This is a genomic window from Streptosporangium sandarakinum, assembly GCF_050942225.1.
GTDB classification, from domain to species: Bacteria; Actinomycetota; Actinomycetes; order Streptosporangiales; family Streptosporangiaceae; genus Streptosporangium; species Streptosporangium nondiastaticum.
The window spans coordinates 5,261,375-5,275,425 of the sequence record NZ_CP192034.1 but is presented as its reverse complement, the minus strand read 5'-3'; the positions used below and the strand labels follow the sequence as shown (position 1 = coordinate 5,275,425).

General features: G+C 73.8%; 7 protein-coding genes. 3 read left to right on the top strand and 4 right to left on the bottom strand.

Going from position 1 to position 14,051, the window contains the following annotated elements:
- Positions 1–20 precede the first annotated feature (20 nt).
- Complete coding sequence (locus tag ACQP10_RS24635) at positions 21–3,554, top strand: S8 family peptidase (protein ID WP_433539774.1); 3,534 nt, start codon at positions 21–23, stop codon at positions 3,552–3,554.
- Positions 3,555–3,558: 4 nt separating this feature from the next.
- Here the strand turns inward: ACQP10_RS24635 and ACQP10_RS24630 are convergent, their stop codons facing one another.
- Complete coding sequence (locus ACQP10_RS24630) at positions 3,559–4,521, bottom strand: helix-turn-helix domain-containing protein (RefSeq protein ID WP_346023223.1); 963 nt, start codon at positions 4,519–4,521, stop codon at positions 3,559–3,561.
- A 289-nt stretch (positions 4,522–4,810) separates the two neighbouring features.
- Between ACQP10_RS24630 and ACQP10_RS24625 the strand changes: the two genes are divergently transcribed.
- The gene (locus ACQP10_RS24625) at positions 4,811–7,072 is read left to right on the top strand and encodes a catalase (protein WP_346022633.1); all 2,262 of its coding nucleotides are present in this window, start codon (positions 4,811–4,813) and stop codon (positions 7,070–7,072) included.
- Between the two features lie 129 nt (positions 7,073–7,201).
- Here ACQP10_RS24625 and ACQP10_RS24620 read toward each other — a convergent pair whose 3' ends face one another.
- The 3 genes from ACQP10_RS24620 to ACQP10_RS24610 form a co-directional block, all read right to left on the bottom strand.
- A complete protein-coding gene (locus ACQP10_RS24620; protein ID WP_346022632.1) occupies positions 7,202–7,537 on the bottom strand; it encodes a hypothetical protein in 336 nt (111 codons plus the stop codon).
- Positions 7,538–7,770: 233 nt separating this feature from the next.
- Positions 7,771–9,321: an FAD-dependent oxidoreductase gene (locus ACQP10_RS24615; RefSeq protein ID WP_433539773.1), complete on the bottom strand. Its 1,551-nt coding sequence runs from the start codon at positions 9,319–9,321 to the stop codon at positions 7,771–7,773.
- 1,848 nt (positions 9,322–11,169) lie between these two features.
- Positions 11,170–12,480, bottom strand: a complete 1,311-nt coding sequence (locus tag ACQP10_RS24610; protein WP_433539772.1) for an AfsR/SARP family transcriptional regulator — start codon at positions 12,478–12,480, stop codon at positions 11,170–11,172.
- 326 nt (positions 12,481–12,806) lie between these two features.
- Between ACQP10_RS24610 and ACQP10_RS24605 the strand changes: the two genes are divergently transcribed.
- Complete coding sequence (locus tag ACQP10_RS24605) at positions 12,807–14,051, top strand: serine hydrolase domain-containing protein (protein ID WP_346022629.1); 1,245 nt, start codon at positions 12,807–12,809, stop codon at positions 14,049–14,051.

Sequence of the window (14,051 nt, the reverse complement as noted above, 5' to 3'; positions counted from 1 at the left end):
CTACGAGAGGTTTCACCCCCATGCACTGGTCCGCCCATGTGACGGTGGCAGGAGTCACCACCGCCGCCCTGCTGAGCCCCCCGTTACCCGCGGCCGCGGCCGAGCCCGCCGGCGGAAGCGTCCACCGGGTCACGCTGATCACCGGGGACGTGGTGACCGTCAGGCAGGCCGAACAGGGCAGGCACACGGTCGAGGTGAAGCCGGGGCCGGGCCGTGAGCGGATGGCGTTCCACACCACCGAGGAGAACGGCGAGCTGCGGGTCCTGCCCAAGGACATCATCCCCTTCCTGGCGGCCAAGCGGCTGGACCCGAGCCTGTTCTCGGTCACCCGGCTGATCGCCCAGGGGTACGACGACGCGAAGACGGACAAGCTGCCGCTGCTGTTCCTCTACGACGGCTCCGCGCCGAAGAGCGCGACCGCGCCCGAACTGGAGAGCGTGAACGGCCGGGTCGTCACCGCCGACAAGCGCACGATCGGTCAGCTGTGGAAGAAGTCGCTCGACGAGCAGCGGGCCACGCTGTCGCAGGGCGTGACGCAGATCTGGCTGGACGCCAAGGTCAAGGCCACGCTCGACCACAGCGTGCCGCAGGTGGGCGCGCCGGAGGCGTGGCAGGCCGGGTTCGACGGCAAGGGTGTCAAGGTCGCCGTGCTGGACAGCGGCGTCGACGCCACCCATCCCGACCTGGCCGGCCGCGTCAAGAAGACCAAGGTGTTCACCGACGAGCCGAGCGTCCAGGACGGCAACGGGCACGGCACCCACGTGGCCGCCACCATCGCGGGCGGCGACGGCAGGAAGGGCGTCGCCCCCGGCGCCGAGCTGATGGTCGGCAAGGTGCTCGGCGACGACGGCTCGGGCACCCTGTCCAGCGCCATCGAGGGCATGGAGTGGGCCGTCGCCGAAGGCGCATCGGTGATCAACATGAGCTTCGGCGGCGGCGCCACGGACGGCACCGACCCGCTCAGCGTCGCCGTCGACACCCTCACCGAGCGCACCGGCGCCCTGTTCGTGGTCGCGGCGGGCAACGACGGCTCGGCCTACTCCATCGGCACTCCCGGCGCGGCGACCTCGGCGCTGACCGTCGGCGCGGTCGACGGCAAGGACGTGCTCGCGGAGTTCTCCAGCCGGGGCCCGCGCCTGGACGACGCGCCCAAGCCCGACCTCACCGCCCCCGGCGTGGCCATCGTCGCGGCCCGCGCGACGGGCACCAGCATGGGCGAGCCGGTGGACGAGCGATACACCGCCGCGTCCGGCACCTCGATGGCCACGCCGCACGTGGCCGGGGCCGCCGCGATCGTCAAGCAGCGTCACCCCGACTGGACGGCCAGGCAGATCAAGGACGCGCTGGTCGGCTCCGCCAAGCCCATCGCCGGCCAGCAGATCGACGACGCCGGCGCCGGCCGCCTGGACGTGGCCCGCGCGGTGCGCCAGGGCGTGACCGCGACCGGCGTGGTCGACCTCGGCAAACACCAGCAGGACGAGGGCGCGGCCACGGCCGAGGGCACCATCACCTACGCCAACGGCACGGCCGCCCCGGTCACGCTGGAGCTGGCCGCCACCCTCGACAAGGCCGAGCTCAGCGCCAGGACCGTGACGGTCCCGGCGGGCGGCACCGCCGACGTCAAGGTCACGGTGGACCTGGCCGGGCTCTCCTTCGGCCGGTACGGCGGGCTGGTCACCGCCACGGCGGGCGCGGAGCAGGTGCACACCACGCTGGCGCTGACCTGGAAGGGACCGCAGCACAAGGTCCGCTTCACCGCCATCGACGCCGCGGGCAAGCCGACCGGCGCCGACACGCTGTCGATGTTCGGCGCGTCGCAGCAGGACGACCTGTTCACCTGGCTGCCCCAGGAAGGGCTGACCGTGGAGGTGTCCGAGGGCACCTACATGACGCAGTCGCTCAACCTGGGCGGCGGCTGGGGCCGGATGCACCCGCGTGACGGCATGGTCGTCATCCCCGAGCTCAAGGTCGACCGCGACCTGGACGTGGTGCTCGACTTCCGCAAGACCACCCCGGTGACCATCAGGACCAGGGAACCCGCCGAGCAGGTGGGCATCTACACCTATTTCACCTATCGCGCGTTCGGCTCGCGCAAGATCTCCCAGGGCGTCATGAACTTCGACGTCATCGAGGGGCTCAACGTCTCACCGACCCAGCCGGTGCGTGACGGCTCGTTCGAGTTCGCGTCGCGCTGGCAGCTCGTCGCGCCGAAGCTCACCGCCCGCGTGCCCGGCTCGGGGGAGCCGTACCCGATGGGGTTCCTGGGCGGGTCGCCGGGCGTGGAGGGGCGGCACATGTGGCGGCTCGCCGACGGGGCGGCCGGGTCCAAGGGCAAGGCCGCGGTCATCCGCAGCGAGGACGTCGACTGGGGCGACCCGTCCGCGGCCGCGATCAAGGCGGGAGCAGTCGCCGTGATCCTGGTGATGGCCCCCGACGACCCGTTCGGGCGTGACTGGAAGCCGGTCGGCGCCGACCTGCCGATCCCGGCGCTGGTGGTCGCCAACGACGACGGTCAGCGGATGCTGGCGCGGACGAAGAAGGGCAACGCCAAGCTGGAGGTCACGGGGCTGATGAACTCGCCCTACCTCTACGACGTCATGCAGGTCTCCGACGGCCGCGTGCCGGACAAGATCGTGCATGAGGTGAACGACAGCAACACCGCGCGTGTTGACACGACATATGCCGACAACGGAGGCTTCGGCTGGGCCAAGGAGCAGCGCTTCGGCTGGCGTCCCTGGCAGTCGTACTCGCTGGGCCAGCAGATGGAGACCCAGCGGATCGTGAAGACCCCGCTGCAGCGCACCGAATACGTCAGCGCCAACGGCTCCTTCTGGCAGCACCTCGTCAACCACCAGTACGTCTGGAGCGACATGGGCCGGCTGCTCGACGGCATGACCGAGCAGCCGCGCACCTACCGGCCCGGCGCGAGGATCAGCGAGAGCTGGCACGCCCCGGTCGTCCGCCCGGCGATCCCCGCCTGGCTCAAGCCCTCCACCCGGGAGGGCGACACGATGGAGATCCGGATCCCCGAGTTCGTGGACTCCTCCGGGCACGTCTCCCGCGCGGGCGTCGACAACGACACCGCCTCGGCCCGGCTCTTCCGCGACGGCACGCTGGTGGCCGAGCGCGACGCCGCCTGGGGCGCGTTCCCCGCGGCGCCGCAGGAGGCCGCCTACCGGCTGGAACTGTCCACCAAGCGCACCTCGGACGAGTGGACCACGGCGACCGCGACCGAGACGGCCTGGACGTTCCGCTCCAAGCCGGGCGACCGCGTACTGCCGCTGCTGCAGGTCGACTATGACGTGCGCCCGGAGCGCCCCGGTCTGGTGGGCTTCGCCGTACGGCATCAGGAGGGCGTGAGCGGGGCGCGCGCGAAGGACCTGAAGCTGGAGCTGTCGTACGACGACGGCGCGACGTGGCGCGAGCAGCCGGTGATCGCACTCGGCGGCGGACGCTACAACGCGATCGTCCTGCGCCCGCACCCGTCGCTGCGGGTCACCGCCACCGACTCGGCCGGCAACACGGTCAAGCAGACGGTGATCAGGGCCTACTGATCGGTCAGAGCCAGTTCTCGCGGGCGGCGTGCCAGGCCAGTTGCATCCGGGTCTGCGCACCCGCCCGCTCCATCAGGTAGGCGATCCTGCGCTGCACCGTACGGTGCGAGATCTTGAGCTGGGTGGCGATCGACTTGTCCGGAACGCCCGCGACCAGGAGCGACAGCAGGTAGAGATGGTCGGCGTCGAGCGGGCTGCCCGGGTTGGTGAGGCTGACCGGGGTGGCCCGCTCCCACAGGCTCTCGAACAGCGCCTTGAGGGCGTCGAGCAGGCTGCTGGGCCTGATCAGCGCGGCGGTGAGCTGGGTCAGGCCGTCGGTGTGCTGGATGAGCGGGAGCACCCCGAGCTCGCCGTCCGCGATGATCATCCGTACCGGCAGGACGGGCAACGCGCGCGCCTGCTCCCCCAGCGTGATGCCTTCGGCGAGGTTGACCAGCATGCCGGGTTCCTCCAGCAACGCCCCTTCGTAGATGACGCGGTAGCCGACGCCGCGCCGCAGCGCCGCGAGCTCCTCGCTGTTCTCCTGCGAGGTCATCGCCACGTGCCCGGCCCGGCAGAGGCTGAGCACCTCGTGCCGGGCGCCGTCCTGCAGCAGCCGGAGCTGCTCGCGCAGCGCCGTGCGGCTGGTGATCACCTCGATGAGCTGCGCCGCCTCGCGGCGCCGCGCGTGTGCGAGGTACTCTCCCGTGAGCTGCTCCATGGCCTGCCGCGCCCGGTCGACCTCGGCCTGCCGCCGGTGCAGCCGGGCCGCGAGCGCGACGTCGGGAGCGACCGCCGTGAACCGGCCGGGATCTCCCGGCACGGTTCGCGCCAGCCCCTTGGCCAGCAGCGAGCCGAGCGCCCGCCGCGCGACCTCGGCCGCCACGCCCAGTTCCTCGGCCAGGGCGTCGGGCTCGACCTCGGTGGTCCTGACCAGCAGCCGGTAGGCGGCTTCCTCCTCCGCGCCCAGCCCCGCCGCGCTCAGCATGCGCCGCACACGACCCGATCCAGATTCACCCGGCCATTGTAGGGAGGAGCCGCCAGGTGATGATCGGGCCGGTGACGGCGGCGGCCCTGCCCGGACGTTTCGACCTTCACCCGGACGTTTCGACCTTCGTCCGGTCGTCCAGCGGCTTTCATCCGGACGTCCGGCGGCGCGGACACGCGCCTCGCGGACCCGCCCGGACGTTTCACTCCCTTACCCGCGGGTACGGCGCGCTGACCTGGTCTTATCGGTTCGGGGCCTGGTCTTATCGGTTCGGGGAGGAATTCGCCACATGGATGCCAGCAAGCCCGCCAAGGCGGTCAAGGATGCCGTGAAGAACGCCGCCGAGAAGGTGGCCGACGCTCTGACGCCGGATGTCCCCGGCTCACCGGGCAGCGCCCCGCCGACCATCGAGGAGCCGACGACGCCGCGCGACCCGTTGCCGCCGAAGAGGGAGCAGGGCGCTCCCGCGACCGTCACGCCGACCGGAGCGGAGACCGGCGCGCCCACCACGTCGAAGGGTCAGCAGGGCGCCTACCTCACCACCGCGCAGGGGGCGAGGCTGCGCGACACCGACCACTCGCTGAAGGCCGGCGAGCGCGGCCCGACCCTGCTGCAGGACCACCACCTGCGCGAGAAGATCACCCACTTCGACCACGAGCGCATCCCCGAGCGCGTCGTCCACGCCCGGGGCGCCGGCGCCCACGGCGTGTTCGAGGCCTACGGCACCGCCGAGGCGGTGACCAGGGCCGGCTTCCTCAAGAAGGGGCGGAAGACCGACGTCTTCGTACGGTTCTCCACCGTCCTCGGCTCGCGCGGATCGGCCGACACCGTCCGCGACACCCGCGGCTTCGCGACGAAGTTCTACACCGACGAGGGCACCTTCGACCTCGTCGCCAACAACATCCCGGTCTTCTTCATCCAGGACGGCATCAAGTTCCCCGACGTCATCCACGCCGGCAAGCCGCATCCGGACCGGGAGATCCCGCAGGCGCAGAGCGCGCACGACACGTTCTGGGACTTCGTCTCCCTGCACACCGAGGCGCAGCACCACACCATGTGGAACATGTCCGACCGCGGGATCCCGCGCTCCTTCCGGATGATGGAGGGCTTCGGCGTCCACACCTTCCGGCTGGTCAACGACGCCGGGGAGACGGTGCTGGTCAAGTTCCACTGGAAGCCCAAGCTCGGCGTGCACTCCCTGACCTGGGAGGAGGCGCAGATGCTCGGCGGCATGGATCCCGACTTCCATCGCCGCGACCTCTACGACGCGATCGAGGCGGGCGCGTACCCCGAGTGGGAGCTCGGCATCCAGGTGTTCCCCGACACCCCGGACGAGACCTTCGAGGGCATCGACCTGCTCGACCCGACCAAGATCGTGCCGGAGGAGCTCGCGCCGGTGCAGCCGATCGGGAGGATGACGCTCAACCGGACGCCCACGAACTTCTTCGCCGAGGTCGAGCAGGTCGCCTTCCACGTCGGCCACCTGCCGCCGGGCATCGACGTCACCAACGACCCGCTGCTGCAGGTGCGGCTGTTCTCCTACGTCGACACGCAGATCACCCGGCTGGGCGGCCCGAACTTCGCGCAGATCCCGGTCAACCGGCCGCGCTGCCCGGTCAACGACATGCTCCGGGACGGCTTCCACCAGCACGCCGTCCACGCCGGGGTCGCGCCGTACCGGCCGAACTCCCTCGACGGCGGCAACCCGTTCGTCGCGGGCGACGGTGAGCACGCGTTCGTCGACACACCGGTCCGGGTCGCCCAGGCGCGCAAGGTCCGCGCCAACCCCGTGTCCTTCGACGACCACTTCAGCCAGGTCCGCCTGTTCTGGCTGAGCATGTCGCCGGTGGAGAAGGAGCACATCATCCGCGCCTACACCTTCGAGCTGGGCAAGTGCTACGAGCAGGCGATCAAGGAGCGCCAGCTCCAGTGCCTGGCGAACATCGACCCGGTTCTCTGCCGGGAGGTCGCCACCGGGCTGGGCCTGCCCGAGCCGAAGCCGACGCTGCCGGTCACCGACCCGGCGCCCAGCCCCGCGCTCTCGCAGGTGGGCGGGGAGTGGCCGGCCGACGGCCGCATCGTCGGCGTCGTCGTCGACGACGACGCCGACCTCGACGGCGTGCGCGAGCTGCGCGCGGCCGTGTTCGCCGCCGGCATGGTGCCGCTGCTGATCGCCCCGCACGGCGGCATGGTGGGGGACATGCCCGTGCAACGGACCTTCGCCACCGCCCGGTCGATCGAGTTCGACGCGCTGCTGCTGGCCGCCGCGCCGGTGCCGGCGCCCGACGCCGTACCCGCGCGTGACGCCAAGGCGGGCGCGGGCGGCTCCGCCGCGGTGGACCCGCGCGTGACGCTCCTGATCGACGAGTGCTGGCGGCACGCCAAGGCGATCGGCGCCTGGGGCGCCGGCGTGGCCGTGCTGGAGCGCGCCGGGATCACCGGCGCGCCGGGCGTCGTCCGCGGCGACTCCGCCATGGAGGTCCTCAACGGCGTGCGCGGGCTGATGGCCGCCCACCGGGTCTGGGAGCGGTTCCCCGCCTCGGTCTCCTGACGTCCCGCATCCGGCGACGAGGGCGTGACGGCCCCCGGCCGTCCGCCGGACGTCACCGGGAACGCCCCGTCAGGGCCGCGGCCCGCCGCCAGACGCGTCCGGCGGCGGGCCGCGGCCCCGTGGAGCGGGTCAGCTCGTGCAGGACGCCTTGGCCGAGACGTACGCGCGGACGGCGTTCCCGTTGGTGGCCGTCACCGTGAGCCTGTCGCGGCTGAAGGCGTCGGAGTCGGTGTCCAGGCTGGTGGTGACCGACACCCCGGTGCCGGCGGTGACGCTGATCGTGCCGGTCAGCATCGTGGGCGCGTACGAGGGGCACATGACGAGGAACGACCTGGTGGCGCCGGGTTCGACCCAGACCGCGTTGGCCGCGGAGCCCGTCTGCGCGGAGGCCGGGGCCGCGACGGCCGTCCCGCCCGCCACGACGGCGGCCGCCAGCACGGCTCCGGTCACGATGTTCTTGATCATGGTGGTGTCCTTTCGCGTGAGGTCTCACTGGGGGTTTCCGGTCCCTTCCGGGACCGCCTCTCCGGGGAGGCGAGGTACGGTGCCCGGCCCTGACGGGCCGGGGAGATGCCGCTCCCGCCCCGATGAACCGGGGGAGGCGCGGCGCCCGGCCCGGGCGGGCCGGTGGTGGGCGGCCCGCCGGGATTCGCCGGGCCGGGCCGGGCCGGTCGGCGGGATCTCGCCGCGCCGGGCCGTCAGCGGCCGGTCGGGATCTCCTCCCTGGCGGCGGGCCGGTGCCCGGCCGGGACGCCGCCGGGCCGCGGCCGGAGCACCCGGGCCAGGACGCCCGGTGACAGCAGCAGCCGCGGCGGTTCCTGCAGGTTGGCGACGCTCAGGAAGGCGTTCCCGACCACCGGGTCCGCCTCGGCGGCCACGTGGAGGCGGGCGAGGTAGCCGTTCAGCAGCCGCAGGCGCGCGGTGCGGCGCCCCTCGACGGACGGGAACCGCAGGTCGCCGCCGGCCGACATGTCCCACGGCACGTCGATGATCCGCGCGGCGTGCCGGAAGAAGCGGCGGGCCAGGCCGTCGAGCCCGCCGTCCGCCAGGCATTCGCGCAGCGCCACGGCCTCGCAGGCCGCCACGGTCATGCCCTGCCCGTAGGTGGGGTTGAACTGGCACAGGGCGTCGCCGAACACCACGTAGCCCTCGGGGAAGCGGTCCAGCCGCTCATACCGGCGGCGGACGCTCACCGGGACGCGCATCGGCCGCGGCGCCCCGAGCGGTTCCAGCCGCCGCAGCAGGTCGTGCAGGTCGGGGACCGGGAGCCGGGCGGCGAACCGGTGGTATCCCTCCGGGTCGACGAGCGGGACGTCGTCACCCATGCCGTACAGGGTGACCAGCCAGCGGTCGCCCTCCGCGCTGAGCGCGACCCCGCCCCTGGGGACGGCCGCGCCGTGCCCCACGATGAGGGCGACGGCGTCGGAGTCGCCCGGCCGGCGGCGGTACTCGCGCGAGACGTACACCAGCCGGGAGTCGACGCGCTCCTCCGGCACCGGCCCGTACCCCAGCCGGCGCAGCCACTCGGCGCCCCGGTTGCCCCGGCCCGTGGCGTTCACCACGAGGTCCGCCGGCATGTCCTGCGGCCGGTGGCCGGGGCGCAGCAGCCGTACCCCGGTGACCGCGCCGCCGGCGCCGGTGATCGGCTCGACCACCTCGCAGCCGTCGAGGATCGTCACGTTCGCAAGGGCCTCGACCCGGGACCGCAGGGACCGCTCGAGCCGCGGCCGGCTCACCGACAGCCCGCGCAGCCGCGAGGGCGCGGGACGCAGCAGCCGGCCGTCGTTGTACCAGCGGACGTCGCCCTGGAGGTCGCAGGCGACGGCGCCCGCCGCGACCAGGTCCGCGGTCAGCCCGGGGAACAGCTCCTCCAGCACCTCGCAGCCCCGGGACAGCATCCCGTGCGCGTGATGGCCCTGGGGCACGCCCCGCCGCGGGACGCCCTCGCCGGGCAACGCGTCCCGGTCGACCACCGTGACCCGGCCGAACGTCTCGCTCAGCACCCGGGCCGCCAGCAGCCCGCCCATCCCCGCTCCGGCGACGACGGCGTGGCCGGAGCGTCCGGGGCGCCCGAAGAGCTCAGGGAAATCGGAGCGCTCAGAGCGCCCGCCGCGCGCGCCGTGTCCGGGAGGCTCCGCGCGTCCGGCGTGTCCGTTGTCCCCGGCGCGCTCGGACGGCCGGTGACCGGTGTCCTCCATGGTGTCCCACCCCTCGTCGTCCGGCCGCCTCGCGGGCGGCGCCGTGCTCATGACAACGAGGATGCGCACGGCCGCTGGGAGGCCACCGGGAGACGGCTTCCCCGGCGATCACCCAGCGGCCGCCCAGCGACCTCCCAGCGGTTTCCCAGCGCCGGCGGCTCCGATAGGAGGACCCCGGCCCGCGGTCACGCCTTCGAAGAGGATCCCGGTCGGCGACCGCGGCCCCGGAGAGGACCCGGCCCGGCCGTACGGACGTCCCCGGCCGCCCGCGCGGGACCGTACGGACGAAGCCGTACGGCCGGCCGCCGTCACGGGCGGCGGCGGCCGGTCAGGTCGGCGATCAGGGCGGTGAGCAGGGCGCTCGCCTCCTGCCGGGACAGCGCGCGGCCGCGGGCCGCGTGACGTTCGTACTCCTCCGGCGGCAGCGCCTCGCGGACCGCGGCGGCCTCACGCGGCCCGTCCAGCGGGTCCATCAGCTCCGGGGAGACACCGGCCCGGGCTCCGATGGCCTGCACCGCGCCCATCAGCAGGGCCGCCTGCTCGGCCCGCCCGGCCAGCGCCAGCGCGCGGGCCGTACTGTGCACGGTCACCAGCCAGAAGGAGATGTCCCCGTAGCGGTCCATCGCGGCCAGCACGTCCCCCGCGACGGTCAGGGCCCGGAGGCCGTCCCCGCGGTCGCAGGCGGTCTTCATGTCGCACCAGGCGGCTCCGTCCGCAGCCCAGTCGTGGCCGCTGGCGCGGGCGGCGGCGATGGCCTCCCGGAAGGCCGCGTCGGCGCCCGGCAGGTCCCCCAGGACCCGCAGCACCATGCCCTGGACCATGAGCGTCTCGGCCTCCAGCCAGACCTGGGCGGTGCCCCGGGCCATCTCGACGGCCGCGCGGGCCGACGACGCGGCGTCGAGCGGAACCCCGGTCAGCAGGCCCAGGTAGGCGGCGTAGGAGGCGGCGCCCGCCTCCGTCACCGGGTCACCGGCCTCGCGGGCCTCCTCCACGGCCATGCTCGCCGACAGGTGCCCCGCCCCCGGATACCCGGCCAGGTAGTTCAGCGCCGCCTCGGCGAACCGGGCCGGCGCCCGGAGGCCCGCGCCCGCCCGGGGGGCCCGGATGAACCCCTCCGTCAGCCAGGCCAGCCCCTCCGTGACATGGCCCCGGCGGAACCAGAACCAGAAGAGCGCGCTGCCCAGCCGCAGCACGTATTCGCCCTCGCCGTCCGCCAGCGCCGACGTGAACGCGGCCCGGAACTCCGGCTGGTCGCGGCTCAGCGCGTCGAGCAGCTCCGCCCCCTGCGGACCGCGGAGGTGGCGTTCGGCGTTCTCGGCCCTGGCCAGGACCCAGGCGCGGTGGCGCTTCTCGGCGTCGCCCAGCTCGGCGGGCGAGAGCGCGCCCATGGCGTACCGGCGCAGCGTCTCCAGCATCCGGTAACGGCGCGGCGCCGTTCCGGGCACGGCGGTGACCAGCGACTTGCGGACCAGCGCCGACAGCGGCCCCAGGACGGGGGCGACCTCCCCGACGGCGGCGGCCGCGTCGAGGTCGAAGCCGGAGGCGAACACGCCGAGCCGGTAGAACAACCGGCGTTCGCCCGGCTCCAGCAGCTGGTCGCTCCAGGCGACCGTGTCCAGCAGCGTCCGGTGGCGGTCCGGGCGGTCGGCCGAGCCTCCCACCAGCAGGGTGAAGCGGTCCTCCAGGGCGTCGGCGATCTGGCCGACGGACAGCATCCGGCACTGCGCGGCGGCGAGCTCGACGGCCAGCGGGATGCCGTCGAGTCCCTCGCACAGGGCGGCGATCCGCTCCCGGTCGCCCGGTTCGGGCGTCCAGCCGGGCTGGGCGGCGGTCGCGCGGTGCAGGAACAGCTCCACGGCCTCCGTGGCGGCGGGCAGGGGCGGCACCTCGTAGATCGCCTCACCGGTGATGCCCAGCGGCTCGCGGCCGGTGCACAGGATCCGTACGGCGCCGCAGCGGGTCAGCAGGGTGTGGACCAGCTCGGCGGCGGGGGACAGCAGATGCTCGCAGTTGTCCAGGACGAGCAGCGTGTCGCGCTCGACGAGCGTCGCGGCGAGCCGGTCGGGGGAGGAGACGGTGGGCAGGCCCAGGGCGGCGGAGACGGTCGCGGTCAGCAGCTCGGTCGCGGTCAGCGGCTCGGGCACGTGCAGCCCGCCCAGCTCCACGAGCCAGGGCCCGTCGGCGTCGGCGCGGGCGCGGGCGACCTCCAGGGCCAGCCGGGTCTTGCCGACACCGCCCGGGCCGGTGAGCGTGACGAGCCGGTGCCCGCCCAGCAGGCCGGCGACGGCCGCGAGGTCGCCGCCGCGGCCGACGAAGCTGGACAGCGAGAACGGCAGGTTGCCCGGCGGCGCCGGGACCGCGGTCCGGGGAGGGGACGCGGCCGGGCGGCTCGGGCGCGGGGACCGGCCGCGGGTTCCGCCGTTCGGGCGCCGGGGCCAGCCGCGGGTCCTGGGCGAGCACCGCCGCCTCCAGGTCGCGCAGGCCGGGGCCGGGGTCGATGCCCAGCTCGTCCGCCAGCCGCCTGCGCACCCTGCGCAGCGCGGCGAGGGCGTCGGCCTGCCGCCCCGACCGGTACAGGGCGAGGGCCAGCAGCTCCCAGCCGCGCTCCCGCAGCGGCTGCTCGGCGACCAGGGTCTCCAGCTCGCCCACGGCGGCGGCGTGCCGCCCCGCCGCGATGACGGCGGCGAGCCGGTCCTCGCGCACCGCGGCCCGCAGCTCCTCCAGCCGGGTGGCGTCCGGCGTCGCGAACGCCGCCCCGTCGAAGTCGGCGTAGGCCGGGCCCCGCCAGAGTGCGAGCGCCTGTCCCAGGAGGTCGGCGGCCTCTTCCGGGTCGCCGTCCTCCAGCGCGTGCCGGCCGCGGGCGGCCAGCTCCGTGAAGCGCTCGGCGTCGACCGCGTCCGGGGCGGCGCGCAGGGCGTATCCAGGCCCCTCGCGCACCAGCAGCCGGGCCGGGGCGCCGGGAGCCCGCTCCGGTTCCAGCGTCCTGCGCAGGCCGGCGACGTATCCGTGGAGCGTCGTGACGGAGGGCGGCGGGGAGCCGTCCCACGCCTCGGACAGGATCCGCTCCGCCGGGACGCTCCTGCCCCGCGCGATCAGCAGCAGCGCCAGCACGGCCCGCTGGCGGGACCCGCCCAGCGGCGCCGGCCGGCCGCCCACCTCGGCCCGGATGGGCCCGAGCACCCCGAACCGCACGTCCTCGGCCAGGCTCACCGGCGGCCCTCCCGTGATCCGCCGGCCGTACGGAGGTCCGGCCGTCCGGGTCCCCGCGCGGCGCGGGAGACGGAGGGGACGGAGCGGGGGACGGGAGAGCGGGCTCCTGACGGCACCGGTTCGGCCATGCGGCAATGATGCTCCCGTTTCCGGCCGGGCGCAGCGGTCCCGGTGCCGCCTTCCGGAGAGAATTCCGTGCCCCGCGGGGGATCCGGCTCCTTCCACGACCCCGTCCGCGCGGAACGTTCCACACGCCGGCGGAGATCACCGCAGGTCCGGGCCGTGATAGTAAAGACCCTCGAAGTTTTCCGTACACGGGGGGCAAAGTGACGACGATCAGCCGGCGACGGCTTCTCCAGGCGGGCGCGGGGGTCGTGCCCGCGCTCGCGCTCGGCGCCCGGCCCGCCGAGGCCGCGACCATCACCACGGGCGTCGTGCCGAGCGCGCTCGCCGGGTTCGACAGCGCGATGAAGACTTACATCGCGGAACGCGACATCGGGTGCGCCCAGCTCGCGGTCGCCCGCAAGGGGAAGATCCTCCTCGCCCGCGGCTACGGCGTCTACGGACGGTCGGGGACCCTGCGGAAGGTGCAGCCCACCTCCCTCTTCCGGGTCGCCAGCCTGAGCAAGAACATCACGGGGGCCGCGATCGCCCGGCTGGCCCAGGACGGCAAGCTGAACCTCGGGGCGTCGGTGGCGTCCCTGCTGGGACTGTCCACCACGGCCGACCCGCGCCTGGCGAAGGTCACCGTCTGGCGGCTGCTGCAGCACACCGGCGGCTGGGACCGTGGCGCGTCGCCGGACCCGCTCTGGGCGGACCACGCGATCTCCGCGTCGCTCGACGTGCCGCTGCCGATCGACCACGCCGACATCATGAAGTGGACGACCGCCAGGAAGCTCGACTTCGACCCCGGCTCCAAGCACGTCTACAGCAACTACGGGTACATGCTGCTCGGCCGGATCATCGAGAAGGTCTCCGGCATGAGCTACGAGTCGTACGTCAGGCAGAAGCTCCTGACGCCCCTCGGGGTCACCCGGCCGATGCTGGGCGGCAGCCTCGCGTCGGAGGCCGCCTCCATCGAGGTGCCCTACACCTCGAAGTACACCAACAAGACCGTCCTCAACGACTCGGGCACGGTCGTGCCGTACCCCTACGGCGGCTTCAACATGCCGAACCAGGACGCCAACGGCGGCTGGCTCGCCTCGGCCGTCGACATGGTCAAGTGGGGGTTCGCCTTCGACGCCGCCGGGCCGGTGCTGAACTCGACGTCGATCTCCCGGGTGTTCGCCAAGCCCGAGACGGGCGTGAACTCAGGCGGCTCGTGGTACGGCTTCGGCTGGTACGTCCGCAACAACAACGAGGGCGGGCTCAACACCTGGCACAACGGTTCCATGCCCGGCACGTTCGCCTTCCTGGCGAGGATCCAGAACGGCGTCAGCTACTGCGCGATCTTCAACCGCCGGGAGGAGGAGGGCACCCCGGACTTCGACTCGATCGACCCGATCCTGGGCAAGGCCGCCTCCGGCGTGAAGACGTGGCCGACGACGGACCTCGCACCGAGGTACTTCTGA